This window comes from Candidatus Poribacteria bacterium, from assembly GCA_021295715.1.
Taxonomy (GTDB): Bacteria; Poribacteria; WGA-4E; order WGA-4E; family WGA-3G; genus WGA-3G.
In genome coordinates this window covers 36,807-59,192 of record JAGWBV010000062.1, presented here as the reverse complement: position 1 = coordinate 59,192, position 22,386 = coordinate 36,807, and the positions used below count along the sequence as shown (strand labels likewise).

At 48.6% G+C, this 22,386-nt stretch carries 18 protein-coding genes; 1 reads left to right on the top strand and 17 read right to left on the bottom strand.

What is annotated here, in order from left to right:
* Nucleotides 1–124 precede the first annotated feature (124 nt).
* The 16 genes from J4G07_15535 to J4G07_15460 form a co-directional block, all read right to left on the bottom strand.
* Nucleotides 125–1,192 carry a COX15/CtaA family protein gene (locus J4G07_15535; protein ID MCE2415403.1) on the bottom strand — a complete coding sequence of 356 codons (1,068 nt, stop codon included), beginning with the start codon at nt 1,190–1,192 and terminating at the stop codon, nt 125–127.
* Nucleotides 1,193–1,230: 38 nt separating this feature from the next.
* On the bottom strand, nt 1,231–3,099 hold the full coding sequence (locus J4G07_15530; protein ID MCE2415402.1) for a cbb3-type cytochrome c oxidase subunit I: 1,869 nt from the start codon (nt 3,097–3,099) through the stop codon (nt 1,231–1,233).
* Between the two features lie 20 nt (nt 3,100–3,119).
* The gene (gene coxB, locus J4G07_15525; GenBank protein ID MCE2415401.1) at nt 3,120–3,785 is read right to left on the bottom strand and encodes a cytochrome c oxidase subunit II; all 666 of its coding nucleotides are present in this window, start codon (nt 3,783–3,785) and stop codon (nt 3,120–3,122) included.
* A gap of 70 nt (nt 3,786–3,855) precedes the next feature.
* Nucleotides 3,856–4,620: an ABC transporter permease gene (locus J4G07_15520; GenBank protein ID MCE2415400.1), complete on the bottom strand. Its 765-nt coding sequence runs from the start codon at nt 4,618–4,620 to the stop codon at nt 3,856–3,858.
* A 105-nt stretch (nt 4,621–4,725) separates the two neighbouring features.
* Nucleotides 4,726–5,634 carry an ATP-binding cassette domain-containing protein gene (locus J4G07_15515; GenBank protein MCE2415399.1) on the bottom strand — a complete coding sequence of 303 codons (909 nt, stop codon included), beginning with the start codon at nt 5,632–5,634 and terminating at the stop codon, nt 4,726–4,728.
* Nucleotides 5,631–6,410 carry a hypothetical protein gene (locus J4G07_15510; protein MCE2415398.1) on the bottom strand — a complete coding sequence of 260 codons (780 nt, stop codon included), beginning with the start codon at nt 6,408–6,410 and terminating at the stop codon, nt 5,631–5,633. Before J4G07_15510 ends, J4G07_15515 begins: the two co-directional genes overlap by 4 nt.
* 104 nt (nt 6,411–6,514) lie before the next feature.
* Nucleotides 6,515–8,227 carry a c-type cytochrome gene (locus tag J4G07_15505; GenBank protein MCE2415397.1) on the bottom strand — a complete coding sequence of 571 codons (1,713 nt, stop codon included), beginning with the start codon at nt 8,225–8,227 and terminating at the stop codon, nt 6,515–6,517.
* Between the two features lies 1 nt (nt 8,228).
* Nucleotides 8,229–9,005, bottom strand: coding sequence for a cytochrome c (locus J4G07_15500; protein MCE2415396.1), 777 nt, complete (start codon nt 9,003–9,005; stop codon nt 8,229–8,231).
* A 125-nt stretch (nt 9,006–9,130) separates the two neighbouring features.
* Nucleotides 9,131–10,645: a hypothetical protein gene (locus J4G07_15495; GenBank protein ID MCE2415395.1), complete on the bottom strand. Its 1,515-nt coding sequence runs from the start codon at nt 10,643–10,645 to the stop codon at nt 9,131–9,133.
* Between the two features lie 432 nt (nt 10,646–11,077).
* Entirely contained in the window at nt 11,078–12,979 is a 1,902-nt protein-coding gene (locus tag J4G07_15490; GenBank protein ID MCE2415394.1) for a cytochrome ubiquinol oxidase subunit I, read from the bottom strand.
* Between the two features lie 177 nt (nt 12,980–13,156).
* Nucleotides 13,157–13,906, bottom strand: a complete 750-nt coding sequence (locus tag J4G07_15485; protein MCE2415393.1) for a hypothetical protein — start codon at nt 13,904–13,906, stop codon at nt 13,157–13,159.
* Nucleotides 13,907–14,028: 122 nt separating this feature from the next.
* Complete coding sequence (locus J4G07_15480; GenBank protein ID MCE2415392.1) at nt 14,029–14,385, bottom strand: cytochrome c; 357 nt, start codon at nt 14,383–14,385, stop codon at nt 14,029–14,031.
* 212 nt (nt 14,386–14,597) lie between these two features.
* Complete coding sequence (locus J4G07_15475) at nt 14,598–17,708, bottom strand: c-type cytochrome (GenBank protein MCE2415391.1); 3,111 nt, start codon at nt 17,706–17,708, stop codon at nt 14,598–14,600.
* 240 nt (nt 17,709–17,948) lie between these two features.
* Complete coding sequence (locus tag J4G07_15470) at nt 17,949–18,608, bottom strand: cytochrome C (GenBank protein ID MCE2415390.1); 660 nt, start codon at nt 18,606–18,608, stop codon at nt 17,949–17,951.
* Between the two features lie 306 nt (nt 18,609–18,914).
* Nucleotides 18,915–19,685 carry a cytochrome b N-terminal domain-containing protein gene (locus J4G07_15465; GenBank protein ID MCE2415389.1) on the bottom strand — a complete coding sequence of 257 codons (771 nt, stop codon included), beginning with the start codon at nt 19,683–19,685 and terminating at the stop codon, nt 18,915–18,917.
* A 113-nt stretch (nt 19,686–19,798) separates the two neighbouring features.
* Nucleotides 19,799–20,287 carry a Rieske 2Fe-2S domain-containing protein gene (locus J4G07_15460; protein MCE2415388.1) on the bottom strand — a complete coding sequence of 163 codons (489 nt, stop codon included), beginning with the start codon at nt 20,285–20,287 and terminating at the stop codon, nt 19,799–19,801.
* A gap of 500 nt (nt 20,288–20,787) precedes the next feature.
* Here J4G07_15460 and J4G07_15455 point away from each other — a divergent pair, with 500 nt between their 5' ends.
* The gene (locus J4G07_15455; protein ID MCE2415387.1) at nt 20,788–21,576 is read left to right on the top strand and encodes a LamG domain-containing protein; all 789 of its coding nucleotides are present in this window, start codon (nt 20,788–20,790) and stop codon (nt 21,574–21,576) included.
* A gap of 93 nt (nt 21,577–21,669) precedes the next feature.
* Here J4G07_15455 and J4G07_15450 read toward each other — a convergent pair whose 3' ends face one another.
* A complete protein-coding gene (locus tag J4G07_15450) occupies nt 21,670–22,302 on the bottom strand; it encodes a uracil-DNA glycosylase (GenBank protein MCE2415386.1) in 633 nt (210 codons plus the stop codon).
* Nucleotides 22,303–22,386 lie beyond the last annotated feature (84 nt).

Sequence of the window (22,386 nt, the reverse complement as noted above, 5' to 3'; positions counted from 1 at the left end):
GCACACCCTTCTCACGAGTCGCCCTCCACTTCGTTACGGGCTACGGTTACGAAAATTAGCTTAAGACAGCACGTTTTTGAGGCTAATATTTTACGCAAAGATACCCCTCATCCTAATACCTGTATTATTCTGTCAGCAAGGCATCCCTCGTGGGTGCCCCGACAACTACCGATGCATCGGTGAACCGATAGATTTTCAGGGTAAGCACAAAACTGCTTACCAACATAAGTGCTCCGACTGCGACATGCGCAGTCGTGATCGTGACCGTGAGTGCGGTTGCGAAGGTTTCCCCGAAAGCGGTAAGCTTCGCGAAAAATGCCCCCGTGCCGAGCATCAACTGAATCGCAAGCAAACCCAACAATAACATCGGCATCGATTGCCCAATTCTCTGTGTCTCACTGCTCATGCTGAGAAAACGTCTTACCAATAGAAAGATATGCAGGGCAACCAAGAAAGCGAAGAGAAGATGTGCGTCCAATCTGCTTCCAGTATGCCGCAAAATCGCGCCAAAGATGAGCTGCACATAAATGAGGCATGTCGTAATCAGGCTTAACCGCCGCAGCTTCTGTGCTTTAAGATGGCTTTCGGCTTTCGGCTCTCGGCTTTCAGCAAGAGGGTTTTTGTTAAACGAAAACCTCTTTACCGACTGCTGATTGCTGATTGCTGATCGCCTGTCTGGTTCCCCTTTATCCTGTTGCCAATCGCGAGAGGTGAACCAAGCAATTCCGCAAAGCAGAGCAAAGAACGCTTGTGCGAGGCATGCATGCACGATCGCGAAGTTGCGATTAATCTGTGTAACCCGAAGCCCACCGAGAACACCTTGCACAATGACAGCGACCAGCGCGGCAAGCCCAAGCCATTTCAGCCATTTGCGTGAATCTCTCACCAAAAGGAAAACAAAGAGACCAACCGTCAAAAGTCCAACAAGAGAACCCATGAGCCGATGACTATGTTCGTAAAGGATGCCTCCTACCATTTCTGACAGTGGATAGAGGAACATATTATACCCAAAGGTTGTCGGCCAATCAGGCACTGCTAATCCGGATTCTGTACTTGTGACAATCCCGCCGATGACAATCAATAAGAAAGTTGCGCCTGCGGTGAGGCGTGCCGTTCTGTGAAGCCATGGACTATAATTGGGAGGAAGGTTGGAAGATTGGAAGATTGGATCTCCACTCTTCCTCCCATCCATCCTTCCAGTCTTCTCTTCCATCCTTCCATCCACCTCCGTTAGTCGCCGCTTGTTGCGGGGGCATGTTCAGGTCGTGCCTGCGGTGTCCAGTCATCCTCTTCACCCGGAACACTATATTCATAGGGACCCCGGTAGACAGTCGGAATTTGACCGAAATTGCCGTGTGGGACAGGTGTAGGTGCCTCCCACTCCAATGTCGTCACCTGCCACGGATTCTGTTCGGCAACTTTCCCACGGTAAATGCTCCAGAAGAAGTTAAAGACCAGTATCAACTGTGCAAATCCGAGGGTAAACGCACTCATCGTGATAAAAATATTCATCCCTACAAATCCTTGGAATTCAAACTGCCACATTAAAAACTTAATCGTTGTTGGTTCCTGTAGGAATTCATATTGCGTCGGGTTGGAGATACGCCGCATGTGTCCACCGATGCCGAGAATATGCATCGGGAAGAAGGTGCAGTTGAACGCGACGAACGTCAGCCAAAAATGAATTTTGGAGAGCACATCGTTCATATAACGCCCATACATCTTCGGGAACCAGAAGATGATGCCGCCGAAAATAGCGAACAGACTTCCGCCGAACACCACATAGTGAATATGTGCGACAATGTAGTATGTATCGTGGATGAAGATGTCAACAGGTGTGTTTGCCATGTAGATACCGCTCAATCCACCAATCACAAACATTGAGACGAAAGCGATCCCGTGGAGCATGGGTGTTGTGAATCGGATTGCACCCCGGAACATTGTGCCGAGCCAGTTAAATGTCTTGATGGCTGACGGCACCGCAATGAGCATGGTTGTCGTCATGAACACAGAACCGAGTCCGGGTCGCATTCCACTTTGGAACATGTGATGCCCCCAGACAATCCATCCCAAAAACGCAATGGCGATCATTGCGTAGACCATAGAACGGTATCCAAAGATCGGTTTCCGTGAAAAGACAGCAATTAATTCAGAAGCGATACCCATACCGGGCAAGATGAGAATATAGACCTCAGGGTGTCCAAAGAACCAGAAAAGGTGCTGCCATAAGAGCGGGTCTCCGCCGCCTTCAACTGTTGCAGAGAAGAACGTCGTTCCCGCAAGCCTATCAAAGATGAGAAGTGCGAGCGCAGACGACAGCACGGGGAAAGCGAGTAGCAACAGGATCGCGACGATGAAAAGCGACCAGATAACTAACGGGAGTCGGAAGAACGTCATCCCAGGTGCGCGCATATTAATGATCGTCGTGATGTAGTTAATAGAGCCTACCAGCGAGGAAAACCCTTGAATGAGTAAACTAATTGCCCAGAGGTTTTGTCCCCACTCGACCCCCGTCCACTGCGGATCGGCGGAGAGCGGTGCGTAGCCTGTCCATCCAGCAGCGGCGTGACCGCCGGGTACAAAGAACCCGATTGCCATAATAATTGCAGCGAGAACCGCGAGCCAAAATGAAAGCATGTTGAGGATAGGAAACGCCATATCGCGTGTTCCAATCATCAACGGAATCAGGAAATTTCCGAAAGTCCCCACCAAGATGGGAACCACAACGAAGAAGACCATAATAGTGGCATGCATCGTAAACAGCATGTTGTAAAATGCCGGTTCGACGACCCCATTGGGCATGTTTACCTCAAGCCACTCCTCTTTCTCGGACTCATAAATATTCTCCCACATCCTGTCAGCCCCGGTGACAACTTCACCTTCATCCATGTACTGTTGTGAAGCACCGATAATCGGTAAAGGTCTTTCGGGATAGGCGAGTTGCCATCTAAAGAGGAGCGCGAGCCCACCCCCGACGAAAAACATAATCAGTCCGTAGACAAGGAACTGCTTGCCGATCATCTTGTGGTCGAGCGAAAAGATGTATTTTCTAATAAAACTTTCTTCGTGATGATGTGACGCATGTTCGTTATCGTGCATCGTTATCGTCCTCCTTCAGCCTACTGAGGCCATCTTTCTTGCACCCAGGCATCGTAGTTTTCTTGCGTATGCACATTGAGATACCCGAGCATTCCGGAGTGTCCAAATCCACACAATTCAGCGCACGGAATTTCATAACGACCTGCCTTTGTTGCCTCAAACCAGACGTTGATAAATCGGTTGGGCAAACTATCCTGTTTCAGTCGCAATTGTGGCACAAAAAAACTGTGGATGACATCCACGGAGGTTAAGCGGATATGCACGACCGCGTTGATCGGCACATGCAATTCGTTTTCTAATACCAAGTCATCATCTGTTCCGAACTCGTTATCGGGACCGGGATAGGTCATATCCCAGTTAAACTGTTTCCCACTGACCTGGACAACGACATCTGGATTCTCAGGAAATTGTGTTGGCGATTTAATATTATTCCACTGCGGGTAACTGAGCATCGCGAGTCCGAAGACAATTACCGTTGTAGCGGCGGTCCAGACAATTTCCAGCGTTGTGCTACCTTCAATGTAGTCCGCCCTCTTCCCCTCCTGATGACGATACTTAATCAGGAAAACGATAAGGGTTCCCATCACAAGGATGAACACAACGAGGGTAAGATAATAGATAGCGTAAAAGAGGCTATCAACGCTTTGCCCGAACGTTGATACGTTCTCTGGGAGCCATTGCAGCATAGGTTCTCCTTAACAGGACGTCTCACTTATTGAAAAGTGAAAACGCGTCAAATTTTTGTTTCTAACAAGTCTAATTCGTTTGTGCAGACGCGGTAAGCGTTGCCCCTAAATACGTCAAAACACAAAACAGACCGGTAATCAGCAGAGAGAGTGTCCACGCCGGTCCCTCTCCAATTGCCTTCGCGGCGGTGTCAAGGTAAAGGCTCTGCCGAAAAGCGGCAAGCCCATACGTTAACGGATTGAATTTCATTGTCCATTCTAACCAACCAGGCACGCCCGTACTCGGAAAAAACGCGCCAGAGAGGAGCCATATCGGAATCAGCAGGAGGTTCATAATCGCATGAAACCCTTGCGTTGATTCCATCCGCCATGCGATGAGCAGTCCGAGGTTTGTCAAACCAAACGCCAAAAGTGCCATTACACCGAGCGTGGCAAAGAGCGACGCTGCACCGAATCGGATACCGGTCATGGGTGCAAGGAGTAGTAGCAGAACGCCTTGCAAGACTGCTAACGTCGTGCCGCCTAATGCTTGTGCGAGTATAATCTGCCACCTCGGCACGGGAGCCACGAGTACACCTTGCAAGAAGCCTTCACGTCGGTCATTCACGACAGAGATTGTAGCGAAAATGGACGTAAAAAGCAAGACCAAAACGACAATGCCGGGATAAAAGTACTCGATATAACTGAGCTCGTCTGTTTCACCAGAGGGCTGAAAAGAGGCACTCAAACCGCTCCCGATGAGCAACCAAAATACTAAGGGTTGTGCGATAGCACTGAAGAGTCGACTCCGTTGGCGATAAAACCTGATGACTTCGCGCCACCATATCGTTGTAATCGGTTTCATTAGCAGTCAGCAGTCAGCAGTCAGCAGTCAGCAAAGAGGTATTTGAAGTTGAAGATACTTCTTTCAACTGATGGCTAATAACCGATAGCCATTCCTCTACACGAATGGATTGCCCGTCAATTTTATAAACACATCCTCCAGTGTCGGTTTCCCAAATCGAACCGATTGAATCTCATCTGGAAAGGCGGCGACTAAATCTCGGATGAACTCATGCCCGCGTTCACATTCAACCCGAAGCTGATTATCGGTCAACACCGGCGAAATGCCGAAATTCTCAACGATCTCGGTGTGGAGGACTTCATTGTCTACGCATTCTATGAGGACAACATCTCCACCGATTTGCGCCTTGAGTTCATTAGGTGCTCCGAGAGCGACGAGCCTACCTACATCCAGAATACCGACCCTATTGCACACCTCAGCATCATCAAGTAGATGCGTCGTCAGCAGAACGAGGATATTCTCCGTATGCGCGAGTGCGCCGAGATAGTCATTGAGTTGCCGGCGTGCAGCGACATCCAATCCACTCGTCGGTTCGTCAAGGAGTAGAACCCGGGGGGAATGGAGCATCGCTTTTGCGATTTCAACGCGTCTTTGTAAACCACCGGATAAGCGTTCAACAGATTCTTTCGCTCTATCCGCGACCCCGAAATGCTCGAGGAGTTCGGAAATTCGGTAGTGCAGGGATTTGCCAGCAAGTCCATAGAGGTGTCCGTGGTGCCGCAAATTCTCGACAACGGTGAGTTTGCCATCCAGCCCTGGGTGTTGGAAAACAACTCCCAAGAGTTTCCGAACTGCCTTCACCTCGGTGGTTAAGTCGTATCCGAGAACACGAACAGTTCCAGAGGTGACCGGCATCAGTGTAGACAGGATTCTAAAAAGAGTGGTTTTTCCACTCCCGTTCGGTCCGAGAAGCCCGAAAACCTCGCCGCATGAGACGCTGAAGCTGACATTGTCAAGCGCGCGCCGTTTCTGATATGAATGCGAGAGATTTTCTACGTCAATCACTTCAGTTTCAGTGTGAAATCTTGTGTTACGCTACCGCCGGCTTCTACGGTAACAGCAGCCGGAGAATCACTGTTCGTGCCACATGCCTCATGCCAATAACCGAGTTTATAGGTGCCTGCTGGCACATCTTCGAGCGTGAATTCGCCCTTTTCATTCGTCACAGCAAAATAGGGATGCGGAACGTAAGCGATCCAAGCGGACATCCACCCGTGAATGTCACATTTGACGGAGACAGGACCTTCCGCCTTTTTTACACCAGCAAGCGGCATTTTCCTGCGGTTTTTCGTCTGCAGTTTGTTAACCGGCTTATTGATACTACTGAAGATATGGACGTTGTGATTCACTTTATCGGTATTGAGCATCGTCACCCGAGCACCGACCGGAACAATCTGGACATGCGGACTGAATTTGCAGCCTGCTTGGTCGATTTCGAGTTTAACTGCTTTGTCAAAATCTTTGCCTTTTGAAATGTCGATGAGATAGACAATCGTATTTTTTAAAGCGTTGCCTTCACCAACGACAAGCGATTCATCATACTTTTCGGTAGCACCACAAACAGCTTGGTCTTTGGTGATTTCCAGTGCTTTCATCTCAGGCATGTCGCCTTCAAACGTTACGATGCCACTAATTGTGCCGCCACCGCTAACGCTTCCAGCAGCATAGGAATCAGGAAATACTAACATTTCCACTTCTGCATCGCTGTCAGCCGCAAAAGCCCCACTGACATAACAACACGCGAGAAGCATAGCGAGACTTGCCAAGAAATAGGTTTTCATTTTTTCTCCTTTATGAGTAGTTATCAGTTTTAGATTTTATAATTAAGGATATACCACCGATCGGCGCGCTTCTAAAGCGCACAAACAGGAGGTATCCACATATTTTAGACTTCCGAATTTCTCCGTTGCACGACTGCTCGTAGACCGAAGAGCAAGCCAAGAGAGAGAATCGCAATCAAAGGCGGATAAACGAACCGTCTTGAAGACGGAACGGGTTCAAGGACAAAAGTATACCAACTGGACATGACCCGTTTTGTGTCAACATCACCGTTCGCGCCGTCCCATGCAGAGAAGGCGATAGGCACAAAGACACCGGGCTCAAGTTGTAAGTCCTTCTTGTCATCGGTCTTCAAGGCACGTTTTACCCATAATTTGTATTGCCCATCTGTGTAAACACCTTGCGCTTGTAATGCGCCTTGTGCTTCCTGAACTTGGGCATTGTTGATTCCCTTCGCGGTGAGTTCGGTCACCTGCTCAGGGGTGGAGGCTTTCCAGTGCCAGAGATAGACCGCCAACCTACCGCCCCCTAAGAAATAAGGCTTCGGTGCGGTCGGACCTTGTGGCACCTTCACCGGAAATTGAATCGCCAACGCGTCCTCAAGGGGTTTCCCTGTCGTCTCGTCGGTTTCGTCACCGGTCGTGTGTGTCCGATCGTCCCACGTGAAGAGGAACGCGACCTCCGTGTCATTGTAGAACGATTTGATGTCCACAGAATCAATTGTTGGATTGAACTGTCGCGGTTCAATGACGACTTGTCCAACAAGAGGGAAGTGCCTGGCTTGAAGCGTTTCCCATGCGGCATCCTCTATCCCCGGCAGCGCATCTTGCACGTATTGTGAGCGGAGGACGTTTTTTCCGATCGCAGGTTCCGGACGTTCTTCAGGCGCGAGAGATTTAACGTAGTTCGCTAAATGCCAACTCTTTTTATAGACGACCTTCATCGCGTCATCATACGTCTGCTGCTCAGCCGCGCTCAACTCTATGCCTTCCACGCGATTGAGTGCGATGTTAACAGCCTCATCCATTTTTTCGTAAAACTGCCCGGATTCCTCTTCCTCTGCTTCCGTCATTTCGTCTTTGTTTTCCAATTCAGTGAGACGCTTGGATTCTTCCACCGTCAATCCGAAATGCAGGAAACTATCGCCTTCAAATGCGGGCATAGGTGAGCCTGCGATCCCGCCGATGAATCGTTTGAAAATGGCTTCGGTATCAGCCCCTCCCCGGAAATTCCAACTTTGGGTTAGATTCGCGGGCCACGTCTGGAACCCCCATTCATCGGTCAGTGTAGGTGCGGACGTGCCGTCACCACGACCAACGTTCCCGTGGCATTCAACACAACCGAGTTCAACATAAAGTTCCTTCCCGGTTTCCACACTCTGCTCGGAATAAGGAATTTTATCTTCCAGACTGATTTCCCGTGGTGCTTCATCTTCTTTGAACCCATCGTAAAAGGTTTTAATATATGCCACGACTTCCCAACGATCGTTGGCACTTAGGGAGGTTTCCCAACCGGGCATTGACGATCCGGGCATCCCTATGGTAATAATGTCAAAGAGGTCTTGATCGGTCGGAAGTTGCCCGCTCTCTGTAGACCGAATTTTATACAAACCGCGTGTGAAATCCCTCGGTCTCGGAAGGAGATTCTCAGCGGCAGAACCGTCGCCTCTCCCTTCAGTTCCGTGGCAGTGCGCGCAGCTCTGTTCATATACCTCTTTTCCTTTTTCAGAAGCTTCCGGAGCATTCTGGGCGTGCGTTGACATAACAGCACACAGCAGTCCCAGGACCAGTATCAGGAGAGTTACATTTCTGGTTCTCATCTTAGTGTCCCTCCCCAAAGGTTCGTGGCTGATAGCCGGTGTATTCGGATAGAAAGAGAATTACGTCCCAAATTTCGTCTTTTGTCAAGTAGTCTTCCCAGATAGGCATCGCCGAGTCCCAAGGCGTGCCAGCGGCAGGTAACCCCGGTCCGCCCTTTGCTATCCGCCAAAAAAAGAAAGACTCTTGGAAGTTAGGAATAATCCCCGGATCTTGGAAATTAGCAGGCAGCGGTTGGAGGTGAGACGCAAAGTGTCCCTGTCCATCAAGGTGATCCCCATGGCAGTAAAAGCAGTTCTGATAATACACACGCCTGCCGTTCTCAACATGCGCCTTGAACGCCTCTGGATCATCTTTTTCATAATGCCGGAAGGGGTTCACAACATCTTGCATCGTGCCGATAACCTCATCTTTGTAGGTTAATTCAAGCGGCGGCGATGGGTGTGCGTCACGTGGGCTTCCAGGAGGATTTGCGCGCTGGGCGATAATCGAATAGGTATAGCCGAGCAGGAACAACGGGATTAACACCGCGATAATGCGTCGGCGAACTCGACGTTTGTCCTCGACGAGTGTTTCACGGATGGGGCGTAGAAATTCCCGAAAGAGTGAATCCTCAACGGAGATATGCACCAAGATAGCGATTATAACTAACCCCATATACATCGCAATTACGCTGCCTGGTATCGGTACTGAGACGATACCGCCAACGGCAAATCGTAGTACGGCCCAAGAACCAATCAGAATTATGAGACATATTGTGAAGAGCGACAGTCTTTTCATCTTTTAATATTACCTTGCGGTTCGGTTAGGCAGGTTTCATAAATAAAGTGCCTTTACGTATATCCGTCCTCCATTACATTACGGACTATGGTTTAGAGGGTTATCAGTTGTCAGTCGTCGGTTTTCTATTCTGCCGGAATTGCCTCCGCTGCCCCGTCAGAAACTGCTTCCGCGGCTGCGCCCGTAAGCGTGCTCAAGAAGGAGAGCAAATTGCTCATATCTGATACCGATAACAGTAGCGGGAAGTTTTCGGGCATCGGCGATGTGACCAGTAACTTCTTGCCGGAGGCACGGGTGAAGGTAGCTTCCTCAAGATCAAATGTATCAAATATTTCTTCGCTTCCGTCAACGATTAGAACAATTTCGTCGTCGTCCATCGAGCCTGAAACGTAGTCGCCAACAATTTCATCACCATCAAAAGTGATAACAGTCATCTGGCTTTTCACGTCTGTTTTGGAAAACGACCGGTCTTCGCCACCGATCTTAAGTGTCACAGTGTCATCGGTTTCCGAAACGATTTCACCGCTTACCGGAGCATCCGAATCCGTAGGCGTTAGCGTCAACGTAAAATAACCTCTTGCTTGTAGATTGCTAAGTTCTTCAATCGGTTCATCATCAAGTTCGCTCAATAAGAGGGTATGCTCCTCTTCAACGCCGTCTGCCGTTTTGGTTCGGACGACAATCTGTTCCGTATCCTGCGAGACAAGCGTTCCTTGATAGGTCGTTCCGTTAGCACGGACGATAACGGCACCGTAACCGCTCACAATCTGAGCACTCGGTTTCAGGATTGACTCCTCAAGATACCGCATGTCGTTAAAGGCGGCTATTTCAGAGAGGTCCGGCGCAGTGACGATTTCAAAATCTTCTGTGCTCGTCTCACCTGCAGCTGGACTTTCTATACCTATCACAGCGTGGCACGAGATACACGCCGCCGTCACAAAAACCTTTTTGCCGAGTTCTGGATCACCGGTAAGTATGGGTGGAAGTACTTCAATAACTGTTCCTTCTTTGGGTCTTATTATAGGTTCATCAAACGGCGTGAGATCAATCTCACCACCGAGACTCTGAAGGTAAGCGATAACGAATTCAATTTCGGCTTGGGTGAGCGCAATCGGAGCTTTCCATATCTCTGGCATAATCTTGCCGTAGCCGGGGACAAGATGGTTCCACGGGAAATATAGCGATTCAATCAAATATGTTTTCGCGTCCATACCGGGTATGCGATTCGCAGCGTTAATACCAATGTCCGTCAAATCTGGACATCTCCCTTTCGGCGCAGAAGTATCCACTGTATGACACGCGCTACACTGTCCTTTGCCATTAAAAATCAAGGCACCCTGCTCAGCCGCTCCCTCCGGATCGGTCCTATCAACTTCAGTTGCGCTCACGGCTGTCGAACTTTCCGGGACAAGTCCCGCGACAAAAGCATAAAACCAGATCACAGCCAGTGAAAACGTCAACAGCTTCATGACGCTGGACCACAAAATGATGTTTATGATTACCGAAACCAAAAACCAGACCGACCACGGCAATAAATTCTCCGAGGCGATCGGAAACGCGGATGCCCCCGCAATATAGGCGATGAAACTTACCACCATTAAGATGAGACTCGCAATTTTTACGAGCATATTCCTTGACATTTTTTAATTATTCCTTGCGGATTTTTAATTATTCCTTGCGGTTCGATGAGGTGGGTTGGAGACCTTCAAGTTCCTCTCCGTAGACCCGTCTTCCACTCCGCTACAGACTACGGTTATGTAAAATTAGCTTAAGACAGCAGCCTGCAACAATGGCGCAGGCGGAGACACCCAAAAATCGTTATGAAACTAACCCCTTCATTTAACGCCTTGCGAACTATTAAAAATTTTCATTACGAGCTAGTGCTGTGTCAGGGACTGCCCCTACAGGGAAAATCCCTTCAACCCAACTGACAATACTATCAAACTCAACTTGACACAGCACTAGGCACTTTGTTCTACCGCTCTCTAATTATTCCTTGCGGTTAAATGACGTGGGTTTGAACTTTAACGTTTCCGTACGCCCCGTCACAAAAGTTACGTTTCTAACCCGTGTTAGTCATCACCTTCAGCAGGAACCGCTGCTTCGGCGGTAGTTGCTGCTTCTTGCTTCTTCTTTTCGCCCCACAAACCGAGCCAGAAAATAAACCCAACGAGTGCGAAGAAAATCACCATGATAATTGCTACCATGTTCACTGCCTCGCTGAGAAGCGGTGTAAAGGCATCAGCAGAGGTATCCTGCATGACTCCGAAGATATGCCACGCCTCTCGAAGCCCTGAGCGTGCGTATCCCATCAGTCCCATCAAGGACGTGAACGTAATGGCAACGAGAATTAACACATATTGGGAGCGGTCTGTCATTTCGCCCCATTTGATAGTGCCGGACGTTGTCGCCTTGCGGTACATGAAAATATCAAGGATTGTGACAACTGCCATCACCGCGAGCGCAACCAAGACCTGATAAGGCGTAAGGATATTGACCCGCAAATCTGTCGGAACGGTAAACCCAACGATGCCGATAACCACGATTGAGATGGTCGCGAGGAAAAAGATCGAAGAAATAGCGATGTTGCCAACCTTTTTCCAACTTGCCGTAGGTGTCTTACCGGAACGCCGATAAAATAGGAAACTCAAGAAAGTCGTGAGAATGATGATGTTAACTGCCGTATTTTTGGCAGTCATCAAGCCGAACAATCCGAGGTGTGGGTGGTTTGCACCGCCCATCGCGCTCAGTTCACTGGCAGTTGAAATTTTAGAGAGCGTCCGCGGGGTCATCCAGATTGCGACACAAATAACGATAACGGTAATCATATACGGACGGTATCGTGCATAGATCTCCGCCCCTTCGATCCGTCCCATGCCTGACCAGAGGTAGTAGTTCGCGCCAATAAACAGGACACCAATCATCACTGCCTGAATAATAAATAACCAAGAGAAGAGGCTACCCATCATGTTAATGCCCATTGTGTTATTGAACATGTAGATTTCTCTACCGAGCCAATAACCGAGGAAAGGCAGGGGTATCAATCCACAGAGCGCGATGAAGTTTCCGGTATAGCCCATCCAATCGTAGTGGGCTTTGTCCTCTTTCGTCTTCGCGACGAGGAATCGGAACGCTGCATAAGCCGCCACAATCGAGCCCCCGAAGGCAATGTTACCGACGAGACGATGGATATTAACAGGCATCCATGTAAAATTGTTGACAGCATCCCAAACGGTTCCCATGAACTCGCCTGTTGTCTCATTGTGGAGCGGCACCATTGTATGGCTTGTGACACCTTCCATAGCGGTTTCAGGCGTGAGTGCTGGATCTGCAGCCAATTTCTCCTCAATCCAAGATTTCCGTCTTCCTTCGGAGAGTACGCCGTATTGGGTTGCCGGACTGGTTTGGTAACTCAACCACGAGTTAGAAACGAACATAATCGCAGTGCCGAATACATTCAGAAGCACGCCGAGGAAGAGATGCCATCCCTTATGACGTCCCTGCATCTTATCCCATCCGTAGGAGTAAAGGTAAAGCGTAAAGGTTTCGCCGAAGAATAGGATGACGTAAAAAATCATCGTCGGTCCGAATATCCCACTGAGTTTCGTCATGACCTTGGGATAACACCAGATGAGGATGAAGACGAGCACACCACCGAGCAAGGCTGTCGTTGAAAACGCGCCCATACAGAGCTTGATAAACTCCTGCGCCATCCGGTCATATCGCATGTCCTTTGTCTTCCAGCCGATAAATTCAATGATAACGGCAAACATTGGGACCCCGAGAATAAAAGATCCGAACAACAGGTGGAGTTGGGCAGCGATCCATGCTGCATTTCGGCTACCAATCTTCGGGAAGGCGCGATATTCTGCCTCGGTTGCGTCCTGTGCAAATACCGGCGCAACAGCCATCACGGCATAAGCGAAGAGTACACAGCCAAGTATAAGATAGATTCTCTTTTTAGATATTTTCATGGCTTTCGGCAGTCAGCTGTCGGCTGTCAGCGGCCCCCTTTCGGTTTTCCGAAACTATCAAATCAAACAGGCTATCAGCCATAGGTTTTCGGTTCCCGTCAGCAAAAAGAATTGCTTACTGACCGCCGAAAACTGATTGCGACGCAAGCCGCGTGTGGGCTTGCGGGACAATGCTATTTATTTTGTGCGTTTCTTGAAGTCAGCACTTGTGAAGCTCACAGCAATATCACCACTTGCTGGCACTTCAACGGTTTTGTTTGCTGAACCGAGTTCCTCATGCCATGCGACAACACGGGCTCTACCGGCTGGTACATCAGCGATCGAATAACTACCCGTATCGGTGGATTTTTCATAGTCATCAGAACTGATCCATGCGCCGTCAGCATTTTTGTAACCCGTAACCGTGAAAAAGTTGTTAGGAACAGCAACAATGTAACCGGTCATCCATGCGTGGATATCGCATGTGAACTTAATTTCCTCAGCTTTTTCGACTTTGTGCGGGATGATTTTGCCGGGTTGTGGAATCTGATAGTTTATCGCGTCGTTCTTTTTCGCGTGAGAGTGGACGTTGTGTGCGACCGGATCACTGGAGGTAATATCAACAGTAGAGCCAGCAACAATTGCGAGGACGTGCGGGTAGTAAGCGCATGCCTTCTGGTCCATCACTGGGTTCTTATCCGGAACGACAGGTTTTGCGCCACGGACGCGAGCGTAAATAACGACGTTTTTAATACCCTTGCCCTTTGAGACAACGAGAGCTTCAGATTTCGTGCCTGTTACAGCGTCAATGCAATGTTGATCTTTGGTAGCCGTTAAGGCAGGACGCGCCGGGGCGTCGCCTTCATACATTACGGTGCCGGTGATGGTCCCTGCGAACGCAGCACTTGCAAGCATCGTGCTAACAAGCAGGGAGACGAAAATTTTCATAATTTGGCTTCTCCTTATATGTTTTAAATTTCCTGCAATATATTAACACCCCAAAGTTTTAGGATGCAAATAAATAGACCTATAAAATTCAAATTAATTTTTTCTAAAGACTCACTTTCAAATTACGGACGAAACATCTCCTTAATATAGGCGAGAATCTCCCGTTGTTCCTCATCACTGAGGTAATAGTAGAACGCCGGCATATCGTCCTTTCCAGCATTGATGCTATCCAGCAATTGTTCATCACTGTGCATATCCCAGAGATCGCTGTCTGTCAGGTCTGCGGGATCCAACCTTTTGAAACGTCCGATGCGTCCGTTGCCCTCTCCGTTGTTGCCATGGCATCCAGCGCAATACCGAGCGTACTTGTATTCAACCTCTGACTGATACTTCGTACTCGGGTCAACCTGCTTAGCCAACCAGATTAAGCCGTTGAGCCATACCATAATCATGACGATAATGACCACAAGGTGTCTCATTTTTTAATTATTCCTTGCGGAGTAATAAAGGGCGTTTGAAATGTCGGATGCGTTCCATCTATCTGAAGAAATACCCAAGCAAAAACACCTCCATTTCATTACGGACTACAGGTTTGAGTTTCCCCAAGACAGCAGCCTACAACAATACGCAGAAATACCCAAGCAAAAACACGCAAAAGTCTTAACACGTGCAATTTCTCCGCAAGGTAAAATTAGCGTTCCAAGGAGATGAGGTAATCTCGGACGAGTCGAATCTGTTTTTCAGCATCATTGTCAGCATAACCATCGAGTGGCATGTGTTGTCCACCAACGAGGGGCCATGCTTGCGGCATCGCTGTTCCGGGCTGGAAGGACTGCGGATCTTTCATCCAATCAATGAGCCAATCCGCCTTGAGTCGCTCTTTCGCCAGTGCGAGATCTGGTCGTCCTGCCTTGTCACTTCCTTCAGGAATAGTCTCACCTTTTGCTGGATGGCAGGAAATACACTGAAGCACGTCAAAAATCTGCTTCCCGACTCGTAATTCAGCACTCGTCGGTGTTGGCGTTTCAAGCGTTTCATAAGGGAATGGTTCATTATCAAGCGCGGAGAAGTATTTAACCAGCGTTGTCGCCTCGTCATCAGATAATCCGAATGTCGGCATCCGGACTTTGAGTCCGTATCGGATGTCTGAGGGTTCTTTGAGGAATGTAAATAACCAATCTGGATACACTCTTGCGCCTTCCGCTTTCAAGGGTGGCGGTGCCACTTGCTTGGCAACCATCTCGCTCAACCCTTCATGTGCAATGATAACATCCTGATAATCACCGCCCGCGCCTTCAATCTCGTGGCATCCGGTGCAGTTATATTTCTTGACCAATCGTCTACCCGCATCAATGTCGTTCAATTTCTCGGATCGGTTATGGATATAACTCAGCGGATACTGCTCCGGTTGAAAACTCTTCAAAAGCACGGCGATCGCTCTCGCGTCTTCATCGCTAATCTGGAAGACTGGCATCCGAGAAACAATCCGGCGGGTTTGATAACGTCGTGGATTGGTAACTTTACCGAGCGTCCACCCCGTCCAACTGTGTTCAATGCCCACCGTGTCGCCGAAGTCAAGTTCATCAGCTAATTTCGCACCGAATTCGCCGAGATCCGCACCGACCTTCGACTCATTTTCAAAACCGGGAATCTCGTGACAACCGAAACATCCATAAGTTCTGACGAGTGCTTCACCTTCGGCTACATCTACTTCGCCGATGGATTCGGTAACTGCGTTGGTCGTTGCTTTTTGCAAACTCATCAGATAGGCGACGACGTTGTCAATCTCGCTGGTGCTTAACCGTAAACTCGGCATACTCGTATCCGGGTCGTATGCTTTTGGATCGCTAATCCACTGATGGAGGTAGCTCGCCGTAACCTTTGTGCCAACACTGTCAAGTGCCGGGGCAAAATCACTCCCTAAACCATCGACAGCATGACATGTGAGGCAACCAACAGTTTTGACGGTTTCCTCGCCTGCTTTAATAGCACTTTCGGACGTGGAATACTTGGCATTGGATGCATCCAATGCCGCATCATTCATCGCAGCAAGGTAAGCCGAGATAGATTTCACCTCATCAACAATGCGGAGGACATAACTATCAGGGTAAGGATATTCTGTGCTATCGTCTGTTTTAATGACAATGCCATTGGCTGTTTTGGTAACAACCCCGGTGCGCATCCCACCATTTTTAAGGTAGACAATCTGCGTCATACCGTCGGCTGGGAAGAAATTGGGCATTTTCGCATCTGATAGATAAGCTTCAGGGTTCTTAATCCAACTTTCAAGCCACGCTGTATCTTTCACCTTACTGCCGACTTTCGCAAGTGATGGAGCGACTTTGGCGATATTATCAAGGGCACTATACCCTTCAACAGCGTGACATCCGTGACATCCAAGGTCTTCAAAGAGGGCCAATCCGTTCGTCAAATTCGGTGCATAATCCTGCGGTTCATCCGTTTCTGGGTTCACACCGTAATCTAACATCATCACGCCATCGTGGCAGCGACGACAGTTAGATTCCATATAGCCTTTCGTCTCTTCGGATGTTCTACCGGTATGCTCATCTAATCCGAGTACAGGCGTGAGCCAGTATTCAGCATGTGTCAAAGCGTGGGCGGCTTTCGCCGTGAGCGCCTGCCCCTGCCCACCGTGGCACAGCGTACACCCAAATCTATCAACGGGATGTTTGGCGAGAAGGACATCTCGGTGAGGATGCGTTTGAAGGACGGAACGATAACCGGTCTCATAAGAGATTTCAACTTCACCGAAGACATCCACGTCACTGAAGGTAAGTGTACCGTTTTCCACTAATGTATATTCATCGGCTTCCGCCTCAAATCCATCAATTATAACATTTTCACTACCGACCTTGACGCTTGCGTGCTTGAGACGATGGGCAACAGGATTTTCGCCATCACCTTCTACTTCAAACACCTCTTGTGCGGATTGTTCGTAACCCTCCGTGTCTGCGGAGAAGTGACATGTAGCACACCTGTCTGCGGTATGACTGAAGTCTTCAAGATAATATTGAACGATGGTCCGTGTTTCACGGAAAGGATTCTCTAATAGACTCCCCAAAAAGGTTCGCTTGATACCACCCACCGAATGCAGTTTTTCTTCAAGACGTGCAACGTCGTCGTGTTTTGCTTTGTCTGCTTGCAGTGATTGAAGGGATGCTTGTGCGGCGGTGATACCCGTAGCAATTTCCGTATCTGTAGGACTATATTTCAGGGCGATGAGGTAGGTGCTCAGGGCACTTTGTGCGTCTCCATTGGCTTGATAAAACTGCGCCAGAGCTATATTTGTGTTTGCAAAAGCAGCTTCCGCTCCCAAAACGGCTTCGGTGAGTTCGCCTTCAATTTGGGACTCAAAATCTGCTAACTTCTTCTGCCACTTGTCAACAGTCTCATTGTGTTTACCCTTGGCTTCGTGGAGGCTGTGCTGATATTTATAGTTAATGGCATCGGATTCGCTCTGTCGGAATTTGCGTTCCTGTAAGGCTTCTTCTAAGGAAACCTGGGCGTTCCTGACCTCCTTCGTTAACCTTGCGAGCTCCTTAGCATCAGGCTCTTGAGGTGTCGGCAGTTCAGGCAAAGCCAATTTTGCGTTCTCTAATTCCGCGTGTGTTTTTTCATACTCATATTGATAAAATTGCTGCTGGATCTGCTTCCAAGGACGCCGAGTAATCATCTCATCCCAGAATCCCCATATCGTCACCAGTCCTAACAATCCGGATAGAATAAAGAACAAAGCAGAATACGACTTACTCTCAGCAGGAATTTCCTTTTTGCTCCTCACGAAATTTTCTCCCTTTTTCTAATTTTCCTTGCGGATTTTTAATTGTACCTTGCGGAGGAATGGAGTCGGTTCCATGTTTGACGTGCCTTTCTTAAATCTGAAGAAATGCCCAAGCAAAAACACCCCTCCATTTCATTACGGGCTACCGTTTTTGATAAAGAATCGCGAACACAACTTGGTCCTACAAAGTCCCTGCCCCGCCGTTTCAAACTGCTAATTGCTGACGACTGACTGCTATTCTTAGATGTTGAACCACGGGGACACCCAGATATATTTTACATTTAAAACCACGCGCAGTATCATTTTTATCGGCAGTGCGAGCATCGTTAAGAACAGAAATGAGACGATGACATACCGGACAAGACCGAGTTCCTGTAAGAAACGACTACTATTACGTTTCCACAAGTAGAAAACGGGACCGATTGCGAAATAGCCTGCCACCACTACGAACCCGAAAAAGTTCGCAGTATCCGCGTCGCGGATGCCAAAAAGATATGACAAATTCACGTTCGTTAGTGGAACGACGAGATGTGGATCCCATGCTTCCCATGGCGCGAAGAAGTTCCATCCGGGACCCCTCAGGAACGTCCCGACGACCATCAGAACGATCCATAAAATGATAAATCCGAAGGAGAATACCGCGAGTGCGAAGGGGCGCTCTTTTATTGTGTAATACCCTTTGCCCTTGGGATTAATGTCAATGTAGGGGATAGCAATCAAGCCGGCGATGATCAACCCTGGGAGCACGACACCTGCAATCCATGGATCGAAGTAGACGAGCATCTCCTGTAGTGCGAGGAAATACCATGGTGCTTTAGAAGGGTTGGGTGTCTTCGTCGGATCGCTGGGTTCCTCAAGCGGGGCATCAATCATAATCGACCATACACCGAGCACGAGCATCACGATAATAGCACAGATAAACTCATTCCGGCACAAATACGGCCACACGTAAACCTTATCGTTAAGATCGGCATCCGAAGGGACCCCTGTTTATGAAAGCCAGATGAAATAAGGTATCAAAAAGAGAATAGCAACAATGGGGACATTATCCGGCTTCGTCACCAGTGCTATAAAATGCTCCATATTCTTCTGCTCCTTTTCGGAAGTCACGCGATCACGATCATTGTGCTGGCGTGCTTCCGCCGAAGATTAGATTCCTCGCCCTTGCTGCTCCGATCTATACAAAAAACCCGCTTCTACAACTCTCTATAGAGGTCCAGAGATACCGCCGTCTTTACGGACACGCCAGAAATGCAAAGCCATCAAGACGCTTGCCAACAATGGTACCGCAACGCAGTGCAAAATATAGAACCTCAACAACGTGGAGGGACCTACAATGGTACCCGCCAGCAGTGCGAATCGGACATCGTTCGATTGTGTGATGTCTTGCGGGGCAAATGGACCCTCATGTCCCAAAACGGGTGTTGCACGTGCCATGTTCGTCCCGACAGTCACCGCCCAAAACGCCAATTGATCCCACGGCAACAGGTATCCCGTGAAACTCAGGAAAAATGTCACGAGTAACAAGATGACCCCAACTGCCCAGTTGAATTCTCGAGGCTTCTTATAAGAACCGGTCAAGAAAACCCTGAACATGTGGAGCATCACCGAGATAACCATCCCGTGAGCTGCCCAGCGGTGCATGTTCCGCAGGAGCATCCCGAACGGAATGTCAAATTCAAGGTACTGGACATCGTGAAACGCGTATTCAGCTGTGGGTCGGTAGTAGAACATCAGGAGCACGCCGGTGACGGCCGTCACGAGAAACATAAGGAAAGTGATACCACCCATGCACCATGTGAATCGGAAGTTCAGCGCGTGCCGAGAAATCCGGGGAGGATGGAGATGCAGCCAGACGTTTTGGAGGACCTGTAAGGTATAACGGCGTCCCGTGTCTTCATATCCGTGGCGGAACATAGAACGCCAAATGTCGGAATTCGTAATCTTTTCTTTGAGCCCTTTACGTTCTTCGTTCATACGTTTTTTAGCAAGTTTCGACGTGGACGTTAGCAATATGGATTTTGAAGTCCTTATAACGCCGAAACGCCTTTTCTACCTGACGGGAGCCAGGCACAAATGCTCTCCTTTCTTCAAACCTTCAAAAAGGAGCCTGGGTCGGTCCACTGCCCCTTCTCACCTAAAAACTTCACAGCCTTGTCGATTTCGATCTGACCATCTTCTGCCAATGTAATTTTAACACGTTCGAGCGGTCGCGGCGCAGGACCTTCGTAGTTAATGCCCTCCCGGTCAAAACCACTACCGTGACATGGGCATTTGAACTTGTTTTCAGAACCGAGCCAGCGCGGTGTGCACCCGAGGTGTGTGCAAATGGTTAAGAGCGCGTAGAATTCACCGTCTTGCTTCCGGACAATCCAAACACCAAATGGCTCTTTTTTGAACTTTTCACTCACACTGCCCGGTGGATATTCTGCTGGAAATCCTGCTTTAAAAACAGAGGAGGGTTCAAACAGCACGCGTGGATATAAATACCGAACCAATCCCGGTCCGAAGGTCAAGCCTAATGCTGCAACGAAATTCCCCCAGCCGAGAAATTTAAAAAATTTACGTCGAGATACCACTTATACCCCCGATCTTGTAGGGTAACGCTTACGCGCAACACCCACGAATTAACTGTAAGGTAAACCGCAAAAGATTATAACCTAATTTGAAATAAATGTCACCAAAATCTTTCCGCATTCCAAGACTATCCCACACAAACAAGACAGGCGCATTGATTCCAGATGGGTTCATTAGAACCATACAAAGTTCATCGGAAACAATTTTGCGCAATGAGCGTTAAATATTATAACATATCTTCAAATGTTTGTCAACCAATTTTTTAATTTTCACATTACCGATATGACAAACTCAAATTAATAGAAAATAGTAGGACGGGAAACCCATTCGTAACTTCTATCTCACCTCCGGATCAAGCCGTCCATCATACCTTATGCCCTCCAATACGAAGTAAGCAAAATTTTGTTCAATTTCCTAACGATTCATGATAAAATCTAATCCAGAAATTTCCCAGTTTTCAGAAATCAATAATCTATGAACGTATGAACAAAGGAGAGCAGAGATGATTCGCTTTATAATCAGTTTAATCATTGCTGGTTGCATGTTTGCACACGTCAGCAACGCTGAAATCGATCCGGGATCTATTGTGGGCGCGTGGTTGTTTGATGAAACAGGTGGAAAAGTCGCCAAAGATTCATCCGACAATGGCAACGACGGCGACCTTGTTGGTGGTGCTAAATGGGCAAAGGGTAAATTTGGTAACGCCATTGAACTCAACGGCAAGGACGCTTGGGTCACTGTGCCAGAGATTGGACCGCTTGAGGACTTTACACTCATGAAATGGTTCAATTCGACAGGCAGGGTTGGATTGTGGAGATGCTTCTTCAATCGTGACGGTTGGGCTGCCGGATATGTCCATTATCAATTCCGTCCGGACAACAAGATGGAGATGGCTATCCATTCCAACGCCCCAGTCCGACATCCGGGGTGGCCCGATTCGGATTTCACGGCGGACAAAGACATCTTGGATGAATGGTTTCACCTCGCAGTTGCCTACAGCAGTAACGATGAAGAGGTCCGCGTCTACTTTGATGGCGAACTTGACGCAGAGGGTAAATGGGGACCTTTGCCAGGAGAATTTGGCCCCGGACGGATCGGCTCATGGGATGGCGGTGGAAGAGAATGGGAGGGTCTGTTCGACGAAATGATACTTTTCGATGTCGCACTGGAGGAAGATGACATCCAGATGCTCATGGATAACGGGTTAGAAGCCACGCTTGCTGTCGAACCGGCGGGTAAACTTACAACAAATTGGGGGGAACTTAAGTTAGGACGAACGCTAAACAGATAGGCAGAAACGATGGAGAATCTCCGATAGGCGCGCTTCCATGCGCGCCCGGAGGTGAGGATGGGTCTACATTATCGTCCATCTGCGTAAGTTCTATTAAAAAAGCGTCAGTTTTGGAATTTCGACCGCTTCTTGTAACTTTCGTACCGCCTCAGCGACATCGTTAACAACGGTCTGTCGGAGTGCCGTAAAATTCTCACCCTCTTGTCGTAGCACATAAGCAGGGTTAAACGTTGCCATAGCGAAGGGAGCATAGGTGGTATCTGTAAACCATACACCACGTTCCTCTGTAATGCGAAAACTACGATGGATAAGCACTTTCGCCGCAGGCGCACCCATACACAAAATCACGGAAGGTTGCATCAAAGTCAACTCACCGTCGAGCCATTTGGAACACGCCTTAATCTCTGATGCCTTCGGTGGACGGTTCTTCAACACATCGCCCTTAAAACTTGCCGCACGACACTTAATGATGTTTGTGAGCCAGATGTCGCTACGCGTTAACCCATTTGCGGTCAAAACATCATCAAGCATATCCCCAGCGGGACCTGAAAACGGCAGTGCTGTCCGATTATCAGCGGCAGATGGTCCCTCCGCAACAATCGCTAACTTTTCGGTAGCATCGCCGCTACCGAAAACAACATTCGCACGGGTTTTCGCTAAATCACAAGCCGTACAAACACTTGCTCGAGTTTTGAGAGCTTGCATCTGTGTCTGAACGTTACTCATCATTTCACACCAATTTCTCTAAAAGAAGCGAGGTTACAAACCTCGCCAGCGGAATCCATGCGAGGTTACAAACCTCGCCAGCGG

What these genes read in the sequence shown, in the direction of transcription:
- J4G07_15535 (MCE2415403.1), bottom strand. Translation starts at nt 1,192, where the DNA reads ATGGATGGGAGGAAGAGTGGAGATCCAATCTTCCAATCTTCCAACCTT.
- J4G07_15530 (MCE2415402.1), bottom strand. Translation starts at nt 3,099, where the DNA reads ATGCACGATAACGAACATGCGTCACATCATCACGAAGAAAGTTTTATT.
- coxB (MCE2415401.1), bottom strand. Translation starts at nt 3,785, where the DNA reads ATGCTGCAATGGCTCCCAGAGAACGTATCAACGTTCGGGCAAAGCGTT.
- J4G07_15510 (MCE2415398.1), bottom strand. Translation starts at nt 6,410, where the DNA reads ATGAAAACCTATTTCTTGGCAAGTCTCGCTATGCTTCTCGCGTGTTGT.
- J4G07_15505 (MCE2415397.1), bottom strand. Translation starts at nt 8,227, where the DNA reads ATGAGAACCAGAAATGTAACTCTCCTGATACTGGTCCTGGGACTGCTG.
- J4G07_15500 (MCE2415396.1), bottom strand. Translation starts at nt 9,005, where the DNA reads ATGAAAAGACTGTCGCTCTTCACAATATGTCTCATAATTCTGATTGGT.
- J4G07_15495 (MCE2415395.1), bottom strand. Translation starts at nt 10,645, where the DNA reads ATGTCAAGGAATATGCTCGTAAAAATTGCGAGTCTCATCTTAATGGTG.
- J4G07_15490 (MCE2415394.1), bottom strand. Translation starts at nt 12,979, where the DNA reads ATGAAAATATCTAAAAAGAGAATCTATCTTATACTTGGCTGTGTACTC.
- J4G07_15485 (MCE2415393.1), bottom strand. Translation starts at nt 13,906, where the DNA reads ATGAAAATTTTCGTCTCCCTGCTTGTTAGCACGATGCTTGCAAGTGCT.
- J4G07_15480 (MCE2415392.1), bottom strand. Translation starts at nt 14,385, where the DNA reads ATGAGACACCTTGTGGTCATTATCGTCATGATTATGGTATGGCTCAAC.
- J4G07_15470 (MCE2415390.1), bottom strand. Translation starts at nt 18,608, where the DNA reads ATGCTCGTGCTCGGTGTATGGTCGATTATGATTGATGCCCCGCTTGAG.
- J4G07_15465 (MCE2415389.1), bottom strand. Translation starts at nt 19,685, where the DNA reads ATGAACGAAGAACGTAAAGGGCTCAAAGAAAAGATTACGAATTCCGAC.
- J4G07_15455 (MCE2415387.1), top strand. Translation starts at nt 20,788, where the DNA reads ATGATTCGCTTTATAATCAGTTTAATCATTGCTGGTTGCATGTTTGCA.
- J4G07_15450 (MCE2415386.1), bottom strand. Translation starts at nt 22,302, where the DNA reads ATGAGTAACGTTCAGACACAGATGCAAGCTCTCAAAACTCGAGCAAGT.